Genomic DNA, 22,677 nt, shown 5'->3' with positions numbered 1-22,677 from the left:
TACTCAGAACGACTTGCTTTTGTGCCCCTTCTGGCGCCGCCTGTCAACGCCGCCCTCGCGCCGCACCGCCGCACCGGCCGTCCGTGGGGCGCCCCTGGCCTCGACCAGCCCGCATCCCGGCAGAGCGCCACCTCCACATCTGTGTCTCCCCTCCGTCGCCCCTCCCCCTCCCTTCTCGAGCGCTCCCCCTACTTCCGTCCCCCGTTCCCCGCCGTCGCTCCCCCCGTCCCCGCCGCTCCCCCCGCCTTCTCCCCTACCCCGCCCTTCAGCACCTCCGCCAGCCACGTCTTCGCGCCCGCGCAGGTCCCCGCCGCGCTGACCTCCCCTCCCCCGCGCCGCTCGTACGGCCCTGCGACGATCGCCACGTCGCTCCCGCGCGCCGTCCACGCGAGCGGCCCGAGCGACGCACGCTGCTGGCACGCCTTCCCGAAGCGGCGCTCGAGCACCTTCCCCGCCTCCGCCGCGTCGGCCGCGCGGTCGAACCGCAGCCGCCACGCCAGCGCGAACGCTCGCCGCGTCGGGTCCTGCGGATCGTCCCGCTGGACCACCGCGTACCGATCCCCGCCCCACCCGGCCGCCGCGCCGATGGCCGCCTCGCGGTGCCCGTAGGCCGCGAACGTGATGCGCAGCGCCTGCTCGCCCATCACGTCGTCGAAGACGACGCGGAACCCTGGACCGAGCGCCGCGGCGGTCGGGACAGCCACCTCGACGGCGGGCTCGCGCGCGGCGAGCTTCTCGGGGTGCAGCAGCTGCTCGGTGGTCTCCGGCAGCGCGCGCCAGACCGCGTCCACGGAGGCCCAGCCGCCGTCCCGGCGCAGCGCCTGCACGAACGCGAAGCCGTCCGTGTAAGGCGCGCCCAGCGACTCCTGCAGCACGAGCGGCGTGTCGCCCACGGACGACAGCGCCGTCGACATCGCCACGAGCTTCCGGAGCGTCGACTCGTCCATCTGGAACGCCGAGCCGACGAGCACATCGAACATCGCGCTCATCGCCTCGCCCTCGACGAGCGCGTGCGTGGCCGCGAGGCGATCGCTGTCGCCCGCCTTGAAGCGCAGCAGCTTCCCGAGCGAGAAGCTCTGGTCCTGGAGCGCGTGGACGAGCTCGTGCGCCAGCGTCTCCTCGGCCTCGGTCTCGCTGAGATCGTCGACGAGGTACATCGTCGCGTCCTCCGGCTCGTAGAAGCCCGCGATGCGGCCCTCGAGCAGGCGGTACATCCCGGCGGTGAAGTCGTAATCGGCCGGGATGAGATCGAGCGCCGCGAGCACCTCGCGCTGGTGATCCAGCACGCCGTCGGGGATCTCGCGCTCCACGTGCGCGCGCACCCGCGCCAGGATCTCGCCGCGGGTGAGCACGCGGCTCCGCACCTCGCGGAGCACCGGCAGGCCGCGCGCCTTCGCCACGCGGGCGAGCACGCGCGCGACCTCGTCCTGGGTCAGCCGGGCCGCGTCGTCGTCGAGCTCGCCCTGGCCGACCGGATCTGCGCCCCCGGCGGGCGGAGGCGCGACAGGCGGCGCAGGGCGCGCCGCGTCCGAGGCCTGCGCGCGCGGCGGCGCCGCAGGTGCAGCCGGCTGCGCGCAGCCAGCCAGCGCGGCCGTCCCGACGAGCGCCGCCCCGATGAGCGCCGCCGCCGCGCTCGCCGCCGCCGCTCGCGCCGCCGCGGGCCCCCGCGCCGCCGCCGCTCGGGCATTGGGCTGGATCACAGCTGCTCCGCGGCGGGCGCGCGGAGCGCCCGGATCGCCTCGGCGTACCGCGCCACGCGCGCGTCGAACGACAGCTCCTCGCCCGGCGCCGCGGCGCCGAACACGGCCGAGCCGGCGACGAGCGCCCTCGCCCCGGCCGCGACGACCTGCCCCGACGTCGACGGAGCGATGCCGCCGTCGACCTCGAGCGTGATGTCGAGGCCCGCCTGATCGATCGCCTGGCGCAGGCTCCGCAGCTTGGAGAGCGCCCCCGGGATGAACCGCTGGCCGCCGAACCCGGGGTTGACGCTCATCACCAGCACCAGATCCAGATCGGGCAGCACGTGCCGGATCGACTCTTCCGGGGTGTGAGGGTTCAGCACGACGCCGGGGCGCGCGCCAGCTTCCCGGATCTGATGGACCGTCCGGTGCAGGTGCGGCGACGCCTCGACGTGGACCGAGATCCGATCGGCGCCGGCGGCCGCAAACTCGTCCACGTAGCGCTCGGGCTCCACGATCATCAGGTGCACGTCGAGCGGAAGACGCGTCGCGGCGCGAACCGCGCGAACGACCAGCGGTCCGATCGTAATGTTTGGCACAAACCGGCCATCCATCACGTCGACGTGGATCCAGTCGGCGCCGGCGGCCTCGGCGGCCCGCACTTCCTCCGCGAGACGACCGAAGTCAGCCGACAGGATCGACGGAGCGACGATGATTTTGTCGTGACGCACGGGGTAGCGCTAGCAGGCGTGACGCGCGGCGGCTAGCGGGGCATCCACGAGCGTGCTTACGAGGAGGCCGGCGCGGCTGCTAGGCTGCGCAGGTCTGCGCGAGTCGCTCGTGCCCTGCGCGGCGGCGCTGCAGACCGAAGGCAGGATCCCGAACCGTTCGAGTGAGGTGATGCATGGAGACACGGCCGCTGACGAAGCCCGACTACGACCGGATCGTGGGCGAGATCGATCGGTGGTGGGCAGGCCCGACCAGCGCGCTCGCGCACCCGATCTTCTTCTACGAGCTCGGGCGGCTTGCCCGCGTCGTCGAGGATCGCGGGTTGCTTGTCGGCTTCCTGCTCGGGTTCAGGTGCCCGGACGCGGCGATCGGGTACGTGCACCTCGTCGGCATTCACCCCGACTACCGTCGGCGCGGCGTCGGCAGGATGCTCTATGCAGCGTTCGAGGAGGACTGCCGCCGCGAGGGCTGCCGGCAGCTCAAGGCGATCACGACCCTGGGCAATGAGGGCTCCGTGCGCTTCCACGCGGCGGTCGGCTGGTCGGCGGCCGAGGTCGAGGACTACGCCGGGCCTGGGCGCCCACGGATCGTGTTCACCAAGGATCTCTGATGCGGCTCGCGCCAGGCGCGCTCGGCGGCAGCGCAGCTTCGGGGCCGAGCGCGCCGCGTGGCAGCGTCGGGGCCGAGCGCGCCGCGTGGCGGCTGACGAGCGCGCCGCGAGGGCGAGCGTTGACGTCCACAGGTTGCGGCGTACGCTCTAGGCGCGATACATCGGCTCGGAGCCGCGAGGTGGAGCGATGCGAGAAGGCGGATACGGTCGCGAGGTGGTGGCAGGCGTTGTCGGGTCGGCCGACGTGGTGGTCGCCGCAGGCGCCCTCGGTGCATCCCCGTGAGCCGCGACGCTGAGCTGGTCGCGCAGCTGCGCGAGATCGGCCTGTTCGGCGGCCTGGGCGATCACGTCCTCCACGGGCTCGCCGACACGCTGGAGCTGCTCGAGCTGCAGCCGGGGGCCGTCGCCTTCCGCGAAGGCGACAGCGGCCGCGAGATGTTCGTGCTGCTCGCGGGGGAGATGGAAGTGCTCAAGCGCTCGAAGCGCGACGTCGAGGCGAGGGTCGCGGTCCTTGGGCCGAGCGACTGGTTCGGCGAGATGTCGATCCTCGACGTGATGCCCCGCTCGGCGACCGTGCGAGCCATCGCCCCGTCGCGCTTGATGCGCGTCACCGCCCACGATCTCGACGCGCTCTACCGGCGCGACCTCAAGTCGTACACCCTCCTCGTGCTGAACATCGCCCGCGAGATGTCGCGCCGCCTTCGCGTGGCGGACAGCCTGCTCGCCGAGCTCGTCGCGAACATGCTCGACGAGTACACGCGCCCGCGCCGACCCGGGATCTGAGCCGCGCGCTCGCGGCGTCGCAGGGCGGAGCCGCGGGCGCGGGCAGCCGCTGCCGTCGGCGCGTGACGCCGGCTGCCGGCGCGAATGCGGCGGCTGCGGTCGCCGGCAGCCGCCGCGGTCGGCGCGCGACTGCGGAAGCTGCCCGCGCGCCGCAGCTACGCTGTCGCGTGCGGGAAGGCGCTCAGGAACCGTCTCCCGGGCGTACCCGGGAGACCAGCGCCGCCGTCGGGCGACGAGGCAGCGTCGAGCGCTCGGCGTGAGGGCGCCTGGCCCATCGGTCGCCTCACGCGCCGCCCTGGCCGAGCGCGCCGCCGGTGCCGCCCGTGCCAGCTTCGCCGCCGGTGCCTCCCGCGCCGCCCGCGCCAGCTTCGCCGCCAGCGCCGCCCGCGCCGCCTTCGCCACCGGTGCCGCCTGTACCAGCTTCGCCACCGGTGCCCGCGCCGCCTTCGCCACCGGTGCCGCCCGCGCCGCCTGCGCCACCGGCGCCGACGGGGTTATCCGTGCTGGTCGAGCCACCGGTCCCGGTCCCACCCGTGCTGCCAGCGCCGGCCGAGGCAGCGTTGCCCGAGCCGGCCTCGCCGGGGGTGAGGCCGCCGCCGCCCCTGCCGTCATCCCCATCGGTTTCGGTCGTGTCGTTGCCCCCTCCGGCCCCGGTCGCGCCGACGCCCTCGCAGTCAGCGCACCCGATACCCGAGAGGGGCGGCTCGGGTTGTGGGTTGAAGCCACAGCCCGCGAGCACCAGCCCCATCAGAAGGACGACAAGCTTGCGCATAAGCTCTCCCCTCAATAGCACCCTGCGCAATCCCCTGCCGCTTGCGCAGCGCCCTCTCGTCCGCGGGAGCGCGGCGTCGAGCGCGATGAGCCGCCTGCTTTCGCTCGCGTCTGCACGGCGCGGGCGCCGCCGTCAAGGTCGTGCTGCGCGCTTGCTCAGCCGCAGTCCACACCTCCAGCGCCACCGTCGCCGCAGGGCTCGCCGCCCTGGCCGCCGGCGCCGCCCTCACCACCGGCGCCGCCGGCACCGCCCTGGCCGCCCGCACCACCAGCGCCGCCCTCGCCGCCAGCGCCGCCGGTCCCGCCAGCGCCGCCCTCGCCGCCCTCACCACCCTCACCGCCGGCGCCGCCCCCGCCGCCCATGCCGCCGCCATCACCGCTGCCCGTACTCGTGGCGCTGCCCGTCTCGCCGGCGCCGCCCCCGCCCCCGCTGCCCGATGCTGGATCCGGAGCGCCAGCCCCAGCGCCGGCTCCGGCGCCACCTGCACCCGTGCTGCCGGCCCCGGTGGCGGCCGCCCCCGGCGGCGAGGGGTCCTCATTCTGGAACGGCGGTTCGGGCTGCGGGTTGAACGTGCATCCAACCGCGAGGAGCAGGGCAAGCAACAGCAGGCTTCGCATGGCGGGTACGCGGAGTATGGCAATCCACATGCCACGCGTAAGGCATCGAAATCAAAGGGATTGACCGGCGATCGTCGCGGTCCTCAGGCACACTCTGGCACGCCGCCCGGGCGGTGGGATCCGGCATGGCGCGCCGGCCTCCGCCGCGGCCCGCGCTGCCGCTTCCGGCGCGGTGGCGCGCCCTCGTGTCCGCGGCGGCGGCTCGCGGTATCGTGCGGCGTGATTTCTGAAGACCTGGAGAACATCGCGCCGCGGCTCGAAGAGGTGCGGCGACGGATCGCGCGCGCCGCGGCGCGCGCCGGGCGCGCGCCCGGTGAGGTCCGGCTCATCGCCGTGTCCAAGGGGAAGCCCGCGGAGGCCGTCCGCGCCGCCTACGCGGCCGGGCAGCGCGATTTCGGCGAGAGCTACGCGCAGGAGCTGGTCGAGAAGGCCGAGGCGCTCGCCGACCTCGACGGGCTCGTGTGGCACGCCATCGGCCGGCTCCAGCGGAACAAGGCGAAGCTCGTCGCGCGCGTCGCGCAGGTCGTGCACTCCGTGGATCGCGACGAGCTCGCCGTGGAGCTCGATCGGCGCGCCGCCGCGCTCGGCCGCACCCTCGACGTCCTCGTCGAGGTGAACGTCGGCGGCGAGGCGTCGAAGGGCGGCTGCGCGCCCGGCGATCTGGCGCCGCTCGCCGCCGCGGTCGCCCGGTGCGCGCACCTCCGGCCGATCGGCCTCATGACGATCGCGCCGTTCCTCGAGGACCCGGCCGACGTCCTCCCGTTCTTCGCGCAGCTGCGCGCCCTGCGGGACGCGCACGGGGGCCAGGAGGTGCTGCCCGAGCTCTCGATGGGCATGTCGCACGATTTCGAGGCAGCCATCGCCGAAGGCGCCACGCTCGTCCGCGTCGGCACCGCCATCTTCGGGGCCCGCGGGTAACGCCGGCGCCTCGCGCGCGGCGCGCTCCCGGCACTCCGGCGCGGCTGCCGATCCATCGAGCCGGTCTCCGCGCCGGCCGCGGCGGCCGCTCCTTCCGTCGGCCGCGCGCTCTTTTTCGCCCTGCGCCCCTCGGACATGGCGCGCCGGGACGTTAAACTCCCCGCGTGCTCCAGGCGAAGGCGGAGAACAAGCCCTCCTCGGTCAGCGTCGTCAGCGGGGGCCGCGCGACGCCCGCGGCGACGGCGCGCTCCGCCCTGCCGCGCCTCGGCGCGGCCGTCCGCGCCGGCGCCCTCGCGAGCGCCGCGGCCTGCGCGACGCTCTCGCTCGGGTGCGGGCCGGGCGCGATGCCTGCCTCGGTGCGCCACCCGCTCGTGGGCAGCGCCGCGCCGGAGTTCCACGCGGAGTCGACGGCGGCGGTCACCGTGGGCGTGCCCGGCACCCGGAGGACGCGGGTCACCGTGATCGACTTCTGGGCGTCCTGGTGCGCGTCGTGCAGCCGGACCCTGCCGGCGCTCGACGAGCTCTGGCGCGACCGCAAGGCCGACGGGGTGGCCGTGATCGGCGTGAACGTCGACGACTCGGAGGCCGCCGCCGAGGCCGCCGCGTACGAGCTCGGCGCGACGTTCCCCATCGTCGCGGATCTCGGCCAGCGGCTCACCGGGACCTACGGCGTCGCGCAGGTCCCCCTCACGTTCGTCGTCGACGGCGCGGGCACCGTGCGGTGGGTCGGGCGCGATCCGGCGATCGCGCGCCGCGCCGTGGACGTCCTGCTCTCGGAGCGCGCCGGCGCGAGGTCGGTCTTCGAATGAGCGCGGCGCGCGGCGGCGGCGGCGGCGCGCGGCGGCGGCCCGCGGGCGACGAGCCGACCCTCTTCGACGCCGCCCGGCAGCGCGAGCCGGAGCTCCGGGCCGCGGTGCCCCTCGCCGAGCGCATGCGCCCGCGCTCGCTCGCCGACATGATCGGCCAGGGCCACCTCCTCGGCGAGGGCAAGCTGCTCGCGCGCGCGATCGCGGCCGACCGGATCCCCTCGATGATCCTCTGGGGCCCGCCGGGCGCCGGCAAGACGACGCTGGCGCGCGTCGTCGCGCACACGACGAACGCCCGCTTCGTCCCCTTCAACGCCGTGCTGGGCGGCGTGCCGGAGCTCCGCGAGATCCTCGCCCAGGCGCGCGCCGCGCGCTCGTACGAGGGCAAGCGCACCATCCTGTTCGTCGACGAGATCCACCGCTTCAACAAGGCCCAGCAGGACGCGTTCCTCCCGCACGTCGAGGACGGGACGATCACCCTCATCGGCGCGACCACCGAGAACCCGTCGTTCGCGGTGAACGCGCCGCTCCTCTCCCGGTGCAAGGTCTTCCGCCTCCAGGGCCTCGACGCCGCGGAGCTCGTCGAGCTCCTGCGCCGCGCCCTCGAGTCACAGGCCGGGCTCGCCGGCGCGGTCTCGGCCGACGACGACGCGCTCGCGGCGATCGCGGCGCTCGCGCAGGGCGACGCCCGCAGGGCGCTCACCACGCTGGAGATCGCCGCGGACGAGGCCGCGCGCGCGGGCGCGACCACCATCACGCGCGAGCTCATCGCCGGCGCGAGCGAGCACAAGACGCTGCTCTACGACAAGGCGGGCGAGGAGCACTACAACGTCATCAGCGCCTTCATCAAGTCGATGCGCGGCTCCGATCCCGACGCCGCCGTCTACTGGCTGATGCGCATGGTCGAGGCCGGCGACGACCCGCTCTTCCTGCTGCGCCGGATGATGATCTTCGCCTCCGAGGACATCGGAAACGCCGACCCGCGCGCCCTGGAGGTCGCCGTCGCGGCGGACGCCGCGTTCCGGCGCATGGGCATGCCGGAGGGGCTCTACCCGCTCACGCAGGCGGCGCTGTACCTCGCCACGGCCCCGAAATCGAACGCGTGCAAAGCGGCCTGGCACTCGGCGCAGGCGGCCGTGCGCGAGCACGGCGCGCTGCCGGTCCCGCTCACGCTGCGCAACGCCGTCACGCGGCTGATGCGCGACGAGGGCTACGGCGAGGGCTACCGCTACGCGCACGACGAGCCCGGCGGCGTCGCGATGGGCGAGGCCTACCTGCCCGAGCCGCTCGTCGGCAGCCGGTTCTACGAGCCGACGGACCGCGGCTACGAGCGGACGATCGGCGAGCGCCTCCGCCGGATCCGCGGCGAGGGCGGGGGAGAGGGCGGCTGAGGCGCGGCGCCGGGCGCGCCGCGCGTCGCCCTCACCGCGTCACGCGTCGTCGTCGCCCGCGCCGGCGAGCGCCTGCTGGAGCTCGCTCAGCGCGTGCTGATCTCCCTTGCCGCGCGCGACCCCGATGCCGTCGCTGAGCCAGGCGCGCCCCTCGTCGAGGCGGCCGGCCTTCACCAGCATCGTCCCGCACATCAGGTACATCGGCACGTAGCCCGGGTCCATCGCCCGGAGCGCGGTGAACGTGGCGAGCGCGTCGTCCTGGCGGCCCTGCCCGGAGTACTCCAGCGCGAGCGCGTACCAGTGGAACGGGTCCTTCGACCCGTCCCGGGTCATCTTCTCGAGCATCAGCAGCCGCTTGCTCACGTCGCCTCCACAACGCCGATGAACGGCAGGTTCCGATAGCGCTCGGCCCAGTCGAGCCCGTAGCCGACGACGAACTTGTCCTCGATCGTGAAGCCCAGGTAGTCGATTGGCACCTCGACCCGCGCGCGGGCGGGCTTGTGCAGGAGCGCGCAGACCTTCACGCTGCTCGGCATCCTCGTGCGGAAGAGCTGGAGCAGGTGCGAGATCGTGAGGCCGGTGTCGACGATGTCCTCGACGAGGAGGATGTCCTCGCCCTCGATCGGGCGCGTCAGGTCCTGCGTGATCTGGACGACGCCGGTCGAGTCCGTGCCCTCGCCGTAGCTGCGCACGCCGAGGAACTCGATGCGCACCGGCAGGTCGATGTGGCGCGCGAGGTCGGCGGTGAAGACGAAGCTCCCCTTGAGCACGGAGACGAGCACGAGCCGCCGCTCCGCGTAATCCTTGGTGATCTGCGCGCCGAGGTCGCGCACGCGGGCGCCGATCTGCTCGGCGGACAGCAGCGTCCGGACATTCGCCATGGCGCCGCGCTAGCATCGCGGCGCCCCCGCCACCAGCGCCGAGGCACGTCCTCGCCCCCGCGCGCCGCCAGCCGCCTCGGAGGGAGCGCGCGGATCCCAGGCCGCGCGGCCGCTCCGCCCGCCGGGTCGAAAGTGGGTTAGTCTCCGCGCCGCTCGCGATGCAGCCACTTCCTTCGCCCGACGCGCCCCCGCACCTCACCTCGCGCACCCCGCTGACCGTCCGCTTCTGCGAGACGGATCTGATGGGCATCGTCCACCACGCGAACTACGTCGTCTACCTGGAGGCCGGCCGCATCGACTGGCTGAAGCGCCGCGGGGTCTCCTACGAGGAGATGGTGCGGCGCGATCTCCATCTCGCGGTCGCGGAGCTGCGGATCAAGTACCGCAAGGCGGCGCGCTTCGGCGACGACCTCGTGGTCGAGACGACCTGCCGCGAGGTCCAGCGGGTGACCGCGCGGTTCAGCTACCGCATCCTCCGGGGCGAGGACGTGATCTGCGACGGCGACATCCTCCTCGCGTGCCTCGGCTCGAACCTCACGCTGACGCGGATCCCGGACGACATCGCCAGGCTCCTGTCGAGCCCCGAGACGGCGCCCGGCGGCTAGCGCCGCCCGCCGCGCCCGCTCAGCCGCCGCCCGCCGCGCCGCTCAGTCGCCGTCCGCCGCGCCCGCGTCGGCGCCGCTGCGCACGAGGCGCGCCGGCATCTCGACCGTCTGCGGCGGGTCGATGCTCTCGCCGAGGAACGTGCGCCACTGGACGACGTAGCGCCCGCGCTGGGGGCCGGCGACGTAGCGCTCGCTCATCGGAGGCACCGCGACCGCGGGGATGCCGTCGACGAGCAGGTAGTACAGCGCGTCCGTCTGGTTGACCGCGACGAAGCCCTCGCCGGGCGCGCCCGGGTCGACGCTCGCGGGCAGCGGGAGCGGCTCGGTCCGGATGGCCGCGAGCTCATCGCGCGTCAGGAAGACGCCGCCCTGCGCCGACGGGAGCCCCGCGGCGGCGTACGCCGAGCTCGGGGGCGGCATGAGCAGGTCGGTCGACAGCAGATCGGTGCGCCGGACGGCCGACGTGACCTCGAACGCGACGCCGCCGCCGCTCTGCCAGGCATAGCTCGCGTAGAGCGGCACCTCGCCGGCCACGCACTCGGGCGACTTCGGATCGACGCCGAGGATCTCGAAGAGCGCCCGGCAGAGCAGGGGCCCCCCGTCGCCGGCCTCCGGCATCCTGCCGAGCTCCAGGTACAGCGCGCCGAGGCTCGCGTGCACCTCGACCTTGCGGACGTCGACCTCGAGCCGCTTGCCTTCGCCGACCGGGCGCGCCGAGCCGGCCGACAGCGGCGTCACGTCGACGCGCCGCTCGCCGAGCAGCGTGCGGAGCGCGCCCGGCGGCAAGACCCGGTACTGGGCCGAGGCCGGCCAGAGCAGGATCTCCCCGTAGACGTCGTGGCGGGCGCGGAGCTCGGAGCCGGGCGGCAGCGGCAGCGCGCGCGACGTGAACTGGACCCGCATGCGGCCCGTCTCCGTGAGATCGACCTTCCACGACAGGTCGGTGAGCCGCTGCGCCGCGTGGACCCCGGCGGCCGCCACCTCGGGCGCCTTGGGGGGCTGCGGCACGTCGCGCCAGCGGAAGGCCGCCTCGAGCGTGACGCCGGCGAGCTCGCGGGGCGAGAGCGCATCGTCGGGCAGGGGGGTCGCCGGCGAGAGCGGCTGCGGCGACTGCTGGCTCGCCTCGGACATGATCAGCCGGCCGTAGTCGTCGGACACGAGCTTCGCGCTGGCCTCGACCGTGGAGGCGTCGAGCAGGTCCGGCGCCTCGTTCGCGAGCGGCGCGGGGAGGATCCTCGCGTTCGGGCTCGCCCCGGCCTCCACCAGGCCGGCGGGCTGCTGGCGCGACGGCTCGCAGCCGGCGGCGGCGAGCAGCAGGGCGATGGCGGCGATGCGGGCGCGGATCACGGCTCCCGCTCGAAGGTGTGGATCACCTGCACCCGCGGGTCGAGCGGCGGCGGGTCGGGCGCGCACTGCGTGTCCAGGAAGACCGCGGTGCAGCGGGGGTGGCAGTCCACGAGCAGGTTGCAGTTCGCCGCCTCGTTGTCGAACGCCGCGATCACGCGCCCGAGCCGCGAGAGCTGCGGGGCGACGCTCCGCTTGAACTCGGTGTCGGGCATCTCGAACCGCGGCTTCACGACGAGCTCCGTGCCGATGACCCCGATGGGAAAGCCGAGGTCGCGCAGGCTCGCGAACGAGCCGAGCGCCATGTTCGGGAGGTCGCGCCCGGTGAGGTACACGAGCGTCGCCCCCGCCGCATGGCACTCGCGCGCGTACCGGCTCGCGCCGGGCACCTCGACGTCGTGCCGGATGTGCGGATCGTTGAAGAAGCGGGCCTTCCAGAACTCGAACGCGTGCAGGTGGAGCGACTCGTCGTCGACGCCGAGCCGGCGCAGGTTGTCCTGGAACCCGTACACGATGCCCTCGGGCGACGCGCGCTCGAGGAGGGCGGCGACGTGCGGGTGCTTGCGGCGCCACTCCTCCGCGAGCTCGTGGAGGATCGCGACCACCCGCGGCCGGTTGTCCATGAGGGTGCCGTCGAGATCGAAGACGATCACGGGCGGCCCCTCGGATCGGTCGGCCGCCCGCTCGACGATGGAGTCCAGGAGCCGCGTCCGCTCGAGGGGGACGAGGCGCTTCTCGTAGAACAGCGTGCTCAAGGTCGTCGCGCCGTGAGGGAGCGCGCCCCGCGCCGCTCCTCGGGCGGAACCCTATAGCGCGAACTCACCCGCCCCAGAAGCCGCGGTGTCCGCCCCCGAAGCCTGGCCCACGAGTCGGTAAGTGTGCAGAAACATCCCACATTGTTGACCATTGTGTTCCATTCTTCGTAGGATTTTCCACACCGGGGGCGCTCGAGCTCCTGAAGGAAGGCCCATGCAGAACCGCATCATGACCGCTCTGGCCCTGGCGATGGCGCTGACCGCCGTGTCGGGCTGCTCGAAGACCCCTCGCGATCGCCTTCAGGGGCGCTGGTACGGCGAGTCCATCGAGAACGCGCCCGTGGAGCAGCTCACGAAGGCGACCGGGTGGGTCAAGGGGACGGCGCTCGAGTTCAACGGCGCCAAGGTGACGGTGACCCTGCCAGCGGAGACGCCGCGCAGCGGCACCTTCAAGGTGACCAAGGCCGAGGGCGATCAGGTGACCGTCGCGTTCCTCCGCCCCGAGGGCGGGCTCGACGAGGCGCAGTTCCGCTTCGCCACGGATCAGACGATGCGCTGGGAGATCGGCGACGGCCGCGCGATCGTGCTGGCCAAGGCGAAGAACTGAGCTCGGGCGGCGCCCGCCGCCTCGCCCCGCGCCCGCCGGGGCCGCCGCCGGGCGCACCGGCCGCCTACCGCCGGCCGCCTACCGCCGCACCCGCTCCCGCCGCACCCGCGTGAGCCACCGCGCCTCGCCGCGCTCGCCGTCGCGCGCGAGCAGCACCACCACGTCCTCCGAGAGCGGCCCGGTGAGCCGCCGCCGCGCCTCCTCGATGGAGCGCACCTCGACGCCGTTCACGGACAGGAGCCGATCGCCGGGCTCGATGCCGGCCTCCTCCGCCTCGCTCGCCGGGGGCACCGACACCACGGTCACGGTCCGGCGCTCCTCGCCGAGCGTCACCGCCAGGCTCCCGGCGCCCTTCGGGTCCTGCCGCGCGCCGTCGCCCGGCAGCGCGATCCGGACGCGCTCGGTCGTCCTGCCGGCCCGCACCTGCACCGGCTGCGACTCGGCGCGCCCGAGCTCCGCGCTGTACGCCTCGAGCACCGCCGTGCCCTCGGGCAGGCCGCCGAGCTGGAACCGCCCGTCCCGGTCGGTGAGCACCACGCCCGGCGGCAGCGGGCCGAGCGGCAGGTACGTCGGCACGCGGTCGCGCGCCACGCGGGCTCCGGCGACCGGATCCCCGCGCGGATCGACGACCTGGCCGGCGACCTCTCCGGCCTCGAACAGGTCGATGCGCCCGAGGTCCGTCGGGCGATCGCGGTCGCCGGCGAGGGTGACCCGCAGCGTGGCCGGCGCGAACCCGTCGCGGGTCACCGTCATGCGGAGCTGCCCCGGCGCGAGGTCCCCGAGCGTGAAGGCGCCCTCCGCGTCGCTCGTGGCGCGGCGCGGCCCGGTCGGAGAAAACAAGGTGATCCGCGCGCCCTCGAGCCGCTCGCGCCCGCCGCGCCCGGTCACGGTGCCGGTGGCCTTGAGCGCGGCGCGCATCTCGAGCCGCAGCTCCTTCGGCGCGGCGTCGACCTGCTCGACGCGCGGGGCCCTGCCGGAGCGCACGAGGCTGATCCGGAGCGGGAGGCCGGCGGCGTCGGGCAGCAGCGCGTCGCCGCCGTCGTCCGTGAAGAGCGTCTTCCGGAGCGGGACGGCGACGTCGAGCGAGAGGACGCGCACCTCGGCGCGGTCGAGCGGGTAGCCGCGATCGTCGGTGACGCGGATGGCCACGGCCTCGCGCACCTTCGGGAGGACGACCTCGATCTCCTTGCGATCGCGCTCCGGGACCTCGACGACGAGCCGCGCCACGACGTCCCCGGGCGACTCGGGCCGGGACACCGAGACGAGCACCTCGTCGGGGACCGCGGCGAACGCGAACGTGCCGTCGTCGGCGGAGTACGTCACCCGCTCGAGCGAGCCCGCGGTCGCGGCCAGCTCGACGCGCGCGCCGGCGACCGGCCTGCGGTCCTCCTCGAGGACGCGGCCCTCGAGCAGGCCGCCCTGGCGCATCACCACGCGCACGCGGGCCTCGCCGCCCGGCGGGAGCGTCACGACCTCGCTGGGCGTCTCCACGTACTCCGGGTGCCGGACGATCGCGTGGACGCGCCCCGGGGTGACGGGCTCGGCCCGGAAGGTGCCGTCGGCGCGCGTGACCCACGGGTCGCCCGACCGCGCCGCCGCGACCGGGAGGATCGCGTCGCCGCGCGGCAGGTCCGGGATGGGGCCGGGCATCACCCCGAGCTCTCCCGCCGGGATCAGCGGCGCCGGGCCGGGCAGGGCGCGCTCGAAGTGCTCGTCCCTGAACTCGGACATCGCGGTGGTCTCGTCGATGGGCATCCCCTCGGCGTCGGCCCCGACGATCTCGATGGTCGCGCCCGGGACCGGGTAGCCGCGATCGTCGACGACCTCGCCCACGAGCGCGCCGCCGCGGAGCAGCGGGATGCGGACCTCGGAGGCGCCGGCCTCGACCTGCACCGCGTTCCTCGGCACGAAGCCGGCCGCGAGGGCCGACGCGCTCGCGTAGCCCGGCGCGATGGGCCCGAGCGACACGGACCCGTCGTCGCCCGTGCGCCCGTGCAGCGGGAACGCCGACAGCCCCTGCTCGACGAGCACGACGTTCGCGCCCTTCACGGGCGGCGCGCCCTCGCCGTCGCCGTCGGTCACGAGGATCCGCACGTGGCGGCCGGGCCCGAGGACGAGCTTCACCTCCTTGCCCTCGCCGCGCTTCACGGGCACGGCGAGCGCTGTCGCGCTCACGGCGGCGCCGCGCCGCGCCTTGAGGTCGTACACCCCATCGCGGAGCCCGGCGATCCTCGCGGCGCCGGTCGCGTCGGTGGTCGTGCTTCGCGCCGGCCACAGGCCGGTGCCGGCGGCGAGCACGGTCGCGCCGTCGACGGGCTGCCCCTCCGCGTCCACCACGCGGACCGTCAGCGCGCCGAGCCGCTCCATCCGGAGCCGGAGCGGCACCGGCCCCGGCACGATGCCCGTCCTTACGGTGTCCTCGAAGCCGAGCGCCGACGCGCGGACGACGTAGGGCGCCGCTCCGAGCCGCTCGAACCGCGCGCGCCCCCCCTCGGCGGTCGTCGCCACGAAGGGGAGGGGATCGGCGGTCGCGACCGTGACCTCGGCGCCGTCGATCGGGCGCTCGGCCTCGTCGACGACGAGCACGTCCAGCACCTTCGCGGGCCGCAGCGCGAGGTCGACGGCGCGGGGGCCCGGCTCGAGGGCGAGGCGCGCCGAGGCGCGGGCCCGCTCCGCGCCGTACGCGAGGATCCACGTCTCCCCGGACGGCAGGCCGGCGAAGCGCGCCTCGCCGGCCGGATCGGTCTTCTGCTCGCCGGCGAAGTAGGCGCGGTCCTCGCGCAGCGCGAAGACGCGCACCGTGGCGTCCTTCAGCGGGCGCCCCTGCTCGTCGCGCACGGTGGCGGTGAGATCGGCGGCGCGCCCTTCGACCCAGGCGGGCACCGGGGGCGCGGGGATCGGCGCCTGCGGCAGGAATCGCGGGCCCAGATCGCGCAGCGTGGTCGCGGCGAGGAAGCAGACCAGCGCGGCGATCGCGGCCAGGACGGTATCGAGGCGCGACCGGCGCTCGGGCCGGTCGGCTTCCGCTGCGGGTTGCTTGTCCTGCTCGGCCACGGCGTGGATCTCTACTCCGGATCCGCCGAAACGCCGAACGCCCGGGGGCCGTTCCCGGCCGGAGGGGTGTGCTCCGGCCGGCCTGGAACGGCCCCGGCCGGCGCCGCGGGGTCAGGCCTGGCGGCCGCGGTGCTGCTCGATCACGGCCAGGATCTCCTCCTCGCAGAGGATGTGGTCGGTGGCCTTGGCCCTGGCCAGGATGGCGTCGACGAGCTCCTTCGAGGGCTCGATCTTCCGCTGCCTGAGCCAGTAGTTCACGTTGGAGGCGCCGGACATGTAGCCCACGCAGATCTCCTGCTTGCGGCCGAACATGCCGGCGGGCACGCCGGAGTAGATCCGGTCGGCCATCCAGGCGTCGCCCTTCGCCTCGGCCTTGATGATGGCGGCCGCGTGCACGCCGGTGGCCGTGCGGAAGGCGTCCCGTCCGACCAGGGGATAATTGATGGGGACCTCCCAGCCGACCGCCTGCGCGGCCGTCGTGCAGTACTCGAGGAGGTGGGTGAGGTCCTGGTGCTCGAGGAGGCCGAGGAGCTTCATGTTGAGCAGGATGAGCTCCATGGCGGCGTTGCCGACGCGCTCGCCGATGCCGAGGGCGGTGCCGTGCACCCGGTCCGCGCCGAACTGGAGCGCCCAGATCGCGTTCTCGAGCGCGAGCCCGCGGTCGTTGTGGCCGTGCCAGTCGATGCCGACCGACGCCCCGGCCCCCGCGACGATGGCGCGCGTGAAGTTGATGAGGTTGCGCACCCCGTCGGGCGTCGCGTGCCCGACGGTGTCGCACAGGCACAGCCGGGACGCGCCGTGGTCGATGGCGACCTTGAAGAGCGTCGCCAGCACCTCGGGGCGCGAGCGCGTCGTGTCTTCCGTGACGTAGGCGACCGGCAGCCCGGCCTTCACGCCCGCGTCGATCGCGGCGGCGCTGCGCTGGGCGATGAGGTCGACGTCCCACGCCTCCGCGAGCTGGCGGATCGGGCTCGAGCCGATGAAGGCGTAGATCTCGACCGGGATCCCCGCGCGCTGGGAGATCTCGATCATCGGCGTGATGTCCGAGACGACCGTGCGGCCTGCGCAGGCGACGCGGAGCGGCAGGCGGTTGTCCGCCACCTCCTTGCACATCCGGAGCACGTCCTCGAAGGCCCGCGGCGAGCTGCCGGGCAGGCCGATATCGGCGACGTGGATGCCGATCTTGGCCATGAGGTGGAGCAGCTTGAGCTTGCTCTCGATGTTCGGGTCGGCGACGGAGGGGTTCTGCAGGCCGTCGCGCAGGGTCTCGTCGAAGAAGCCGATCTCCTTCGGGATGACCCGCCCGACGCGGCCCACCTCGTTCCAGTCGTAGATGAGATCGGTCGGGCGGCCAGCGTCGGCAGCGATCGCCATGCTCTGAGTATAGTGCGCCGTTCTCAACGCCGAGGCTGAAACGAAGCGCTTCTTGGGCGCTCGACATGACGCACGGCGCAGGCGAAGGCGCGCGCGACGACGGCGGTGACACCGTAATGCATGCTCCGTCACATCGGGGTCACGCCGACAGGATCCGGGCGCGGGCTGGCGGCGAGCGCATGGGTGTCGACGGCGAGCGCGCGCTGGCCCCGACGGCGAGCGCGGACCGGGGCCGGCGGGGCAGGGTGCAGCCCCGTCAGAAAAAGCGCCGGGTCGAGGACGGGGCAGACGGCCGCGAGCGCCGCGCGCGCAGCGGCGCGGTTCAGCGGCAGCGCGGGCCGAGTCGGCGGGCGCGGTGCGCTGGCCCCGCGCGCCGGGCAAGCCTAAGCTTGCGGCCACGACGATGTGGCAATCCCTTCCTGAGTTCGGGACCGGCGTCCTCTACGCCATTCTGGTCACCGCGGCCTATACCTTCGCGGTGGCGCTCGCGTCGGCGCGCGGGCGGCCGCGGCTGCTCCAAGCGGCGCGGCTCGGCGCGTACGGCACCATCGCGCTGGTCGGGCTCGGCGTGCTGGTGCTGGCGTACGCCTTCGTCAGCCACGATTTCCGCATCGCCTACGTCGCCCAGTACAGCGACCGGTCGATGACCACGCCGTACCTCATCGCGGCGCTCTGGGGCGGGCAGGACGGCTCGCTGCTCTGGTGGATGTTCCTGACCGCGGTGTTCTCCGGCGGCTGCGTCTACTGGCTGCGGCGCCGGTACCTGGAGCTCCAGCCGTACGTCATCGCGACGCTGATGAGCGTCCTCCTCTTCTTCGCGGCGCTGATGATCTTCGCGGTGAACCCGTTCCGCACGAGCATCGCGGGCGCCCCGATCGACGGCAACGGGCTGAATTACCAGCTGCGCAACTTCTACATGATCATCCACCCGCCGAGCCTCTACATCGGCTTCACGAGCGCGGCGGTCCCGTTCGCCTTCGCGATCGCCGCGCTCGCCACGGGCCGGCTCGACAGCGAGTGGATCGTGGCGACGCGGAAGTGGATGCTCTTCTCCTGGCTGTTCCTCTCGATCGGCAACGTGCTCGGGATGCTCTGGGCGTACGAGGAGCTCGGCTGGGGCGGCCCGTGGGCGTGGGATCCGGTCGAGAACGCCGCGTTCCTCCCGTGGCTCACGGCGAGCGCCTACGTGCACTCGACGATGATCCAGGAGCGCCGCGGCATGCTGAAGGTGTGGAACGTGTCGCTCATCTGCGGGACGTTCTTCCTCACCATCTTCGGCACCTGGCTCACGCGGTCGGGCCTCATCGCGAGCGTGCACTCCTTCGCCCAGTCCGGCATCGGCATCTGGTTCGTCGGCTTCATGGCCGTGATCCTGGCGACGTGCACCGCGCTCATCGTCTACCGCCTGCCGCGGCTGCGCAGCGACGGTCAGTTCGAGTCGCTCCTGTCGCGCGAGGCCGCGTTCCTCTTCAACAACTGGGGCCTCTTCAGCATCATGATCTTCATCGCGGTCGCGACCGTGTGGCCGCGCATCAGCGAGTGGCTGCTCGACCAGAAGTCGACGCTCGGGCCCACGTTCTACAACATGTGGCTCCCGCCGGTCGCGCTCGTGGTCTTCCTCCTGATGGGCGTCGCGCCGCTCCTCGGGTGGCGGAAGACGTCGCCGGAGCTCTTCCGGAAGAGCTTCCGCTGGCCGGTGCTGGCCACGGTCGTCACCGCGGCGCTCCACCTCGCGCTCGGGAAGAAGGTCGGCTTCGCCCCGTTCGTCGCCGTCGACCCGATCTATCCCGGCCAGCTCGGCGACGCGCTCGCGAAGCTCGCGTCGACCTACCCGTTCTTCACGGTCGCGATCGCCGCGTTCAACGTCGCCGTCGTCATCCAGGAGTTCGCCCGCGGCATCGCGGCGCGGCAGAAGCGCGGGGGCGAGTCGCTCTTCGCCTCGTTCTACAACCTGGTCGCCAGGTCGCGGCGCCGCTACGGCGGCTACATCGTGCACGTCGGCATCGCCGTGATGTTCATCGGGTTCGCCGGCCGCGCGTGGGGCGTCGACAAGGAGATCAGCCTCCGCCCGGGCGAGGCCGTGCAGATCGAGGAGTACCGCCTCGTCTACGCCGGCCCGCGCATGGAGGTCGACAGCGAGAAGCGGATGGTCTTCGCCGACCTCGACGTCGAGCGCCACGGCGCGCCGGTCGGCCGGATCAGCCCGGCGAAGTTCATCTACAAGGCCACCCCGGAGGCGCCGTCGACCGAGGTCGCCCGGCACATCACACTCAAGAACGACCTCTACGTGATCATCGGGATGGCGAACCCCCAGACGAAGGTCGCCTCCTTCCAGTTGCACGTGAACAACCTGATCTCGTTCATGTGGTTCGGCGCGGGGATCCTCGTCCTCGGCGCGCTCATCGCGATGTGGCCCGACATCGCCCTCGAGGAGGCCGGCGCGTTCGGCTATGTCCGGGCGGCGGGGTCGGTCGCGGCGTCGGTCGTGTTCGCCTTCCTGCTCGCCGGCGGCCCGTCGCAGGCCTACGGACACCCCATCCAGGAGCGGCTCGGGCCGCCGATCCTGAGCGCGCCGGGGGGCGCGGACGGCGAGGCCGGCGCCCCCGCGTCCGGCGCGTCCGTTGATCCCGGGCGGGCGCCCGCGATCGGTGCAATGCTCCCGACCCCTGCCGTGCCGAGGCAGCCAGCCTTCGAATGAGCCGCACACGACACCTCATCCACGGGATCACCCTCCTCGCCGCGGGCCTCATCGCCCTCGTCGTCCTGCTGCGTTCGCCGGAGTTCGCCCACGGCCAGCAGCTCGGGGAGGGGATGCAGCGCTCGGGCACCGTCGGCATCCAGAACGAGACCGAGCGCAAGCTCTTCTGGAGCCTGATCTGCACGTGCGGCTGCCCGCGCGAGACCCTCGGGACGTGCACCTGCGGCACCGCGCACGAGCGCCGCGACCAGCTCCGCGCGGCGCTCGCGTCGGGGCTGTCGATCGAGGCCATCCAGTCCGCCTACGCCGAGCGCTTCGGGGCGGAGGCGCTGGCCGTGCCGCCGAACAAGGGCAGCCAGCGGCTGCTCTACCTCTTCCCGCTCGCCGCCATCATGGCCGGCGCCGGCATCGTCATCGTCACGCTGCGCCGATGGAAGCGGCGCAGCGACGAGGCGCGCGCCGCCGGCGAGCGCTCCGCGAAGGGCGTTGTCCCCGGCGGGCGCGACGATTACGACGACAAGCTCGACGAGGAGCTCAAGCACCTCGACCGCGAAGACCGCGAATGAGCGCCGAAACGCCCGCCAAAAGCGCCGCCTCGGCCACGGCCCACGAGGCCGTGAACCGGGGCTCTGGCTCGCCGCTCGAGCGGCAGATCGTTCACTACGCCCGCTTCGGGGTGCCGCTCGCGGCGCTCGTGGGCGCCGGCATCGCGGGGCTCGTCGCGGGTCCGCCCGCGGCGATCCTCGTGCTCGCGGGCGGCGCGCTCGTCGCGGTGATCGCCATCTTCTGGGCGAGCCTCCGCGTGCTGCTCGGGGAGACCCCGCTGAGCGGCGCCGACGCGTACGCGATCGGCGCGCCGCGCGCCGAGGAGGAGCAGAAGCAGGCCGTCCTGCGCGCGCTCAAGGACCTGGAGTTCGAGCGGAGCGTCGGCAAGATCAGCGACGAGGACTACGCCGATCTCGTCGCGAAGTACCGCGCCGAGGCGAAGCGGCTGCTCCGCCTGCTGGACGCCGACGCGCAGCCGCGGCGCGAGCAGGTCGCCGCGCTCGTGACGAGGCACCTCCGGCGGGCCGGGCTCCAGGACGACGGCGGCGTGGAGGCGGCGGAGCAGGGCGAGGACGCCGCCGCGGGCGAGGCGGAGGGCGCCGCCTCGGAGGCGGGGCCGGCGAAGCGGAGGCGCGCCAGGGCCAAGCAGCCGGAGCAGGAGCGCGCCCCGGAGCCGGCGGAGGGCGAGCGCGCCGAGGCCGAGGCGACGGCGGAGCGCGACGCGGCGCAGGCGCTCGCGTGCGCGGCCTGCGGCACGCTGAACGACGAGGACGCGGTGTTTTGCAAGAAGTGCGGGACGAAGTGCGCGCCCGGCGCGCCTCTGGCCGAGCAGGCTGCGGCGGAGGAGGCCGCGGCCGGCGTCGACGAGGACGACAGCAGGAGGGCGTCGTGATGCGCTGGACCAGGTACACCGCGCTGGCCGCGATCGCCTCGCTGAGCATGACCGCGGCGCCGGCGGCGCAGGCGCAGCCCGCGGCCCCGGCGCAACCCGCGGCGGCCCCCGCGGCCCCGGCGCAGCCCGCGGCCCCCAAGGCGGCTCCCGCGCAGCCCGCGGCGCCGAAGCAGGACGCGAAGACGGCGGCGCCGAGCGCGACGAAGCCGCCGGCCGGGGCCGCCGCTGCCGGCAGCGCGGGCCCCGCCGCGGCCTCGACGGCAGCGGCGGACGCGGGCGCGCCCGGCGCCCCTGGCGCGCTCCCGCCGGGTCACCCCGAGGTCGAGCAGCAGCTGCCTTCCGGCCACCCTCCCGTGGGCAAGTCGCCCGCGGGAGGAGCGGCATCCCGGCGCGCTGCCGAGGAGCTGACCGGCCTGTTCGAGGCGCCCGACGACACCGCCCAGGAAGATGCCGGCCTTCCGCCCGGCGTCATCGCGCTCACCGTGCAGGACGCGGACGGGCAGCCCATCCCTCGCATCGCCGTCGACGTCGACATCATGCAGAGCTCGGTGACGAAGGGCGAATCGCGCGAGCGCGTGACGCGAGAGACCGACGACGCGGGCGCCGTCCGGCTCGAGAACCTCACGATCGGCGGCGGCACGAGCTACGGCATCTCGGTCACGCGCAACGGCGGGACGTTCTCGCTCCCGCATTTCGGGCTCAGCGCCGAGGCCGGAAAGCGCGCCGTGCTCCACGTCTACGAGGCCACGCCGGACGTGAACAGCCTGCTGGTCGGGTCGCAGGGCATCGTCTACCTCCAGCTGCGGCAGGACTCGATCCAGGTCGAGCAGCTGTTCCAGGTCTTCAACCTGGGACGCGTCGCGTGGCTCCCCGACGAGACGTTCGCCCTCCCGCCGGACTACAAGGCGTTCAACAAGAGCGAGGGCATGGACGAGGTGCGCTTCGAGGAGGTGAAGGGCACCGGCGTGGCGCTGCGCGGCACGGTGAGCCCCGGCCGGCACGAAGGGCAGTTCCGCTGGCAGGTCCCGCTCAACGGGGAAGAGCGCCAGACGATCCGCATCGAGCTGCCGCCGCGCATGGCCCAGCTGCGGGTGATGGCCGAGGCGTCGAAGTCCATGACGCTCAACGTCGCCGGCTTTCCGGCGGCGCAGCGCACCCAGAACCGGGACGGCAAGAAGATCCTGATCACCGAGAAGGCGGGCAACCGCGCGGAGGGCGGGATGAGGACCATCGAGATCACGCTGGGCGGGCTGCCGACGCCCGGCGTGGGCCGCTGGATCGCGCTCGTCCTCGCCGGCGCGGCCGTGATCGGCGGGGCCGCGCTGAACTTCGTCCGCCGGCGCGAGGGCGACCGCGGGCCCGACGACGAGGAGCGGCGAGAGCTGCTCGAGGCGCGCGACGCGCTGCTCGACGAGTTCGTCGAGCTCGAGCGCGCGCGGAAGCGGGGCGACGTCGGCCCGAAGACGTACGACCGGGTCCGGACGGCGCTCCTCGACGCGCTCGCGCGCATCGTGAACATGATCGAGTCCACGCCGGCGCGCGGGAAGACCGCCGGCGCGCGCGAGCCGTCCGGCGCGCGGCGGAAGGCGGACGCTGCCGCATCGCCGCCGCCCTGA

General features: G+C 74.1%; 21 protein-coding genes. 11 read left to right on the top strand and 10 right to left on the bottom strand.

Translation table 11 applies throughout. The annotated features are described in order from the left end of the window. Nucleotides 1-188: 188 nt before the first annotated feature. Nucleotides 189-1,700 carry a hypothetical protein gene (locus NQZ70_RS48005; RefSeq protein ID WP_272827140.1) on the bottom strand — a complete coding sequence of 504 codons (1,512 nt, stop codon included), beginning with the start codon at nucleotides 1,698-1,700 and terminating at the stop codon, nucleotides 189-191. Further along, on the bottom strand, nucleotides 1,697-2,410 hold the full coding sequence (gene rpe / locus NQZ70_RS48000; RefSeq protein WP_129580210.1) for a ribulose-phosphate 3-epimerase: 714 nt from the start codon (nucleotides 2,408-2,410) through the stop codon (nucleotides 1,697-1,699). Before rpe ends, NQZ70_RS48005 begins: the two co-directional genes overlap by 4 nt. A gap of 173 nt (nucleotides 2,411-2,583) precedes the next feature. Between rpe and NQZ70_RS47995 the strand changes: the two genes are divergently transcribed. Continuing rightward, nucleotides 2,584-3,018, top strand: coding sequence for a GNAT family N-acetyltransferase (locus tag NQZ70_RS47995; protein ID WP_020741352.1), 435 nt, complete (start codon nucleotides 2,584-2,586; stop codon nucleotides 3,016-3,018). A 279-nt stretch (nucleotides 3,019-3,297) separates the two neighbouring features. Beyond that, nucleotides 3,298-3,801 (top strand): cyclic nucleotide-binding domain-containing protein, encoded by a 504-nt coding sequence (locus NQZ70_RS47990; protein ID WP_129580209.1) that lies wholly within the window; start codon nucleotides 3,298-3,300, stop codon nucleotides 3,799-3,801. 283 nt (nucleotides 3,802-4,084) lie between these two features. On the opposite strand, the gene NQZ70_RS47985 is transcribed toward NQZ70_RS47990, so the two are convergent. Both NQZ70_RS47985 and NQZ70_RS47980 read right to left on the bottom strand, forming a co-directional pair. After that, nucleotides 4,085-4,573 (bottom strand): hypothetical protein, encoded by a 489-nt coding sequence (locus tag NQZ70_RS47985; protein WP_207218058.1) that lies wholly within the window; start codon nucleotides 4,571-4,573, stop codon nucleotides 4,085-4,087. Between the two features lie 155 nt (nucleotides 4,574-4,728). Next, nucleotides 4,729-5,190: a hypothetical protein gene (locus NQZ70_RS47980; RefSeq protein ID WP_165374528.1), complete on the bottom strand. Its 462-nt coding sequence runs from the start codon at nucleotides 5,188-5,190 to the stop codon at nucleotides 4,729-4,731. Nucleotides 5,191-5,409: 219 nt separating this feature from the next. Here NQZ70_RS47980 and NQZ70_RS47975 point away from each other — a divergent pair, with 219 nt between their 5' ends. The 3 genes from NQZ70_RS47975 (at nucleotide 5,410) to NQZ70_RS47965 (ending at nucleotide 8,305) form a co-directional block, all read left to right on the top strand. Further along, on the top strand, nucleotides 5,410-6,108 hold the full coding sequence (locus NQZ70_RS47975; RefSeq protein ID WP_129580208.1) for a YggS family pyridoxal phosphate-dependent enzyme: 699 nt from the start codon (nucleotides 5,410-5,412) through the stop codon (nucleotides 6,106-6,108). A 164-nt stretch (nucleotides 6,109-6,272) separates the two neighbouring features. Next, nucleotides 6,273-6,917: a TlpA disulfide reductase family protein gene (locus tag NQZ70_RS47970; protein WP_129580207.1), complete on the top strand. Its 645-nt coding sequence runs from the start codon at nucleotides 6,273-6,275 to the stop codon at nucleotides 6,915-6,917. Beyond that, nucleotides 6,914-8,305 (top strand): replication-associated recombination protein A, encoded by a 1,392-nt coding sequence (locus NQZ70_RS47965; RefSeq protein WP_129580206.1) that lies wholly within the window; start codon nucleotides 6,914-6,916, stop codon nucleotides 8,303-8,305. Before NQZ70_RS47970 ends, NQZ70_RS47965 begins: the two co-directional genes overlap by 4 nt. Nucleotides 8,306-8,344: 39 nt before the next feature. Here NQZ70_RS47965 and NQZ70_RS47960 read toward each other — a convergent pair whose 3' ends face one another. Together NQZ70_RS47960 and hpt are read right to left on the bottom strand one after the other, a co-directional pair. Further along, entirely contained in the window at nucleotides 8,345-8,668 is a 324-nt protein-coding gene (locus tag NQZ70_RS47960; protein ID WP_129580205.1) for a lipopolysaccharide assembly protein LapB, read from the bottom strand. Next, nucleotides 8,665-9,186, bottom strand: coding sequence for a hypoxanthine phosphoribosyltransferase (gene hpt, locus NQZ70_RS47955; protein WP_061622783.1), 522 nt, complete (start codon nucleotides 9,184-9,186; stop codon nucleotides 8,665-8,667). Before hpt ends, NQZ70_RS47960 begins: the two co-directional genes overlap by 4 nt. Before the next feature lie 158 nt (nucleotides 9,187-9,344). On the opposite strand from hpt, the gene NQZ70_RS47950 reads away from it, so the two are divergent. Continuing rightward, entirely contained in the window at nucleotides 9,345-9,791 is a 447-nt protein-coding gene (locus NQZ70_RS47950) for a thioesterase family protein (protein ID WP_129580204.1), read from the top strand. A 42-nt stretch (nucleotides 9,792-9,833) separates the two neighbouring features. Here NQZ70_RS47950 and NQZ70_RS47945 read toward each other — a convergent pair whose 3' ends face one another. Together NQZ70_RS47945 and NQZ70_RS47940 are read right to left on the bottom strand one after the other, a co-directional pair. Next, a complete protein-coding gene (locus tag NQZ70_RS47945; RefSeq protein ID WP_129580203.1) occupies nucleotides 9,834-11,138 on the bottom strand; it encodes a hypothetical protein in 1,305 nt (434 codons plus the stop codon). Then, a complete protein-coding gene (locus tag NQZ70_RS47940; protein ID WP_129580202.1) occupies nucleotides 11,135-11,890 on the bottom strand; it encodes an HAD family hydrolase in 756 nt (251 codons plus the stop codon). The genes NQZ70_RS47945 and NQZ70_RS47940 overlap by 4 nt, the downstream gene beginning before the upstream one ends. Before the next feature lie 214 nt (nucleotides 11,891-12,104). Between NQZ70_RS47940 and NQZ70_RS47935 the strand changes: the two genes are divergently transcribed. Then, on the top strand, nucleotides 12,105-12,497 hold the full coding sequence (locus NQZ70_RS47935) for a hypothetical protein (RefSeq protein WP_129580201.1): 393 nt from the start codon (nucleotides 12,105-12,107) through the stop codon (nucleotides 12,495-12,497). A gap of 78 nt (nucleotides 12,498-12,575) precedes the next feature. On the opposite strand, the gene NQZ70_RS47930 is transcribed toward NQZ70_RS47935, so the two are convergent. Both NQZ70_RS47930 and NQZ70_RS47925 read right to left on the bottom strand, forming a co-directional pair. Next, on the bottom strand, nucleotides 12,576-15,551 hold the full coding sequence (locus tag NQZ70_RS47930) for a carboxypeptidase regulatory-like domain-containing protein (RefSeq protein WP_129580200.1): 2,976 nt from the start codon (nucleotides 15,549-15,551) through the stop codon (nucleotides 12,576-12,578). A gap of 111 nt (nucleotides 15,552-15,662) precedes the next feature. Further along, a complete protein-coding gene (locus NQZ70_RS47925) occupies nucleotides 15,663-16,925 on the bottom strand; it encodes a LeuA family protein (protein ID WP_129580199.1) in 1,263 nt (420 codons plus the stop codon). Nucleotides 16,926-17,328: 403 nt separating this feature from the next. On the opposite strand from NQZ70_RS47925, the gene NQZ70_RS47920 reads away from it, so the two are divergent. Genes NQZ70_RS47920 through NQZ70_RS47905 form a run of 4 tightly spaced genes read left to right on the top strand, consistent with a single transcriptional unit; the run spans nucleotide 17,329 to nucleotide 22,677 of the window. Then, on the top strand, nucleotides 17,329-19,623 hold the full coding sequence (locus NQZ70_RS47920) for a heme lyase CcmF/NrfE family subunit (RefSeq protein WP_129580198.1): 2,295 nt from the start codon (nucleotides 17,329-17,331) through the stop codon (nucleotides 19,621-19,623). After that, nucleotides 19,620-20,189, top strand: coding sequence for a cytochrome c-type biogenesis protein CcmH (locus NQZ70_RS47915; protein WP_129580197.1), 570 nt, complete (start codon nucleotides 19,620-19,622; stop codon nucleotides 20,187-20,189). The genes NQZ70_RS47920 and NQZ70_RS47915 overlap by 4 nt, the downstream gene beginning before the upstream one ends. Beyond that, entirely contained in the window at nucleotides 20,186-21,061 is an 876-nt protein-coding gene (locus NQZ70_RS47910) for a YrdB family protein (RefSeq protein ID WP_129580196.1), read from the top strand. The genes NQZ70_RS47915 and NQZ70_RS47910 overlap by 4 nt, the downstream gene beginning before the upstream one ends. Beyond that, complete coding sequence (locus tag NQZ70_RS47905; protein WP_129580195.1) at nucleotides 21,061-22,677, top strand: carboxypeptidase-like regulatory domain-containing protein; 1,617 nt, start codon at nucleotides 21,061-21,063, stop codon at nucleotides 22,675-22,677. The genes NQZ70_RS47910 and NQZ70_RS47905 overlap by 1 nt, the downstream gene beginning before the upstream one ends.

The sequence above is a fragment of the Sorangium sp. So ce836 genome, assembly GCF_028553905.1.
Classification (GTDB): domain Bacteria; phylum Myxococcota_A; class Polyangia; order Polyangiales; family Polyangiaceae; genus Sorangium; species Sorangium cellulosum_D.
Note: the sequence above shows the minus strand (reverse complement) of the source record. Positions and strands in the feature narration are given on the sequence as shown.

What these genes read in the sequence shown, in the direction of transcription:
- NQZ70_RS47995 (WP_020741352.1), top strand. Translation starts at nt 2,584, where the DNA reads ATGGAGACACGGCCGCTGACGAAGCCCGACTACGACCGGATCGTGGGC.
- NQZ70_RS47985 (WP_207218058.1), bottom strand. Translation starts at nt 4,573, where the DNA reads ATGCGCAAGCTTGTCGTCCTTCTGATGGGGCTGGTGCTCGCGGGCTGT.
- NQZ70_RS47980 (WP_165374528.1), bottom strand. Translation starts at nt 5,190, where the DNA reads ATGCGAAGCCTGCTGTTGCTTGCCCTGCTCCTCGCGGTTGGATGCACG.
- NQZ70_RS47965 (WP_129580206.1), top strand. Translation starts at nt 6,914, where the DNA reads ATGAGCGCGGCGCGCGGCGGCGGCGGCGGCGCGCGGCGGCGGCCCGCG.
- hpt (WP_061622783.1), bottom strand. Translation starts at nt 9,186, where the DNA reads ATGGCGAATGTCCGGACGCTGCTGTCCGCCGAGCAGATCGGCGCCCGC.
- NQZ70_RS47950 (WP_129580204.1), top strand. Translation starts at nt 9,345, where the DNA reads ATGCAGCCACTTCCTTCGCCCGACGCGCCCCCGCACCTCACCTCGCGC.
- NQZ70_RS47935 (WP_129580201.1), top strand. Translation starts at nt 12,105, where the DNA reads ATGCAGAACCGCATCATGACCGCTCTGGCCCTGGCGATGGCGCTGACC.
- NQZ70_RS47925 (WP_129580199.1), bottom strand. Translation starts at nt 16,925, where the DNA reads ATGGCGATCGCTGCCGACGCTGGCCGCCCGACCGATCTCATCTACGAC.
- NQZ70_RS47920 (WP_129580198.1), top strand. Translation starts at nt 17,329, where the DNA reads ATGTGGCAATCCCTTCCTGAGTTCGGGACCGGCGTCCTCTACGCCATT.
- NQZ70_RS47915 (WP_129580197.1), top strand. Translation starts at nt 19,620, where the DNA reads ATGAGCCGCACACGACACCTCATCCACGGGATCACCCTCCTCGCCGCG.
- NQZ70_RS47910 (WP_129580196.1), top strand. Translation starts at nt 20,186, where the DNA reads ATGAGCGCCGAAACGCCCGCCAAAAGCGCCGCCTCGGCCACGGCCCAC.
- NQZ70_RS47905 (WP_129580195.1), top strand. Translation starts at nt 21,061, where the DNA reads ATGCGCTGGACCAGGTACACCGCGCTGGCCGCGATCGCCTCGCTGAGC.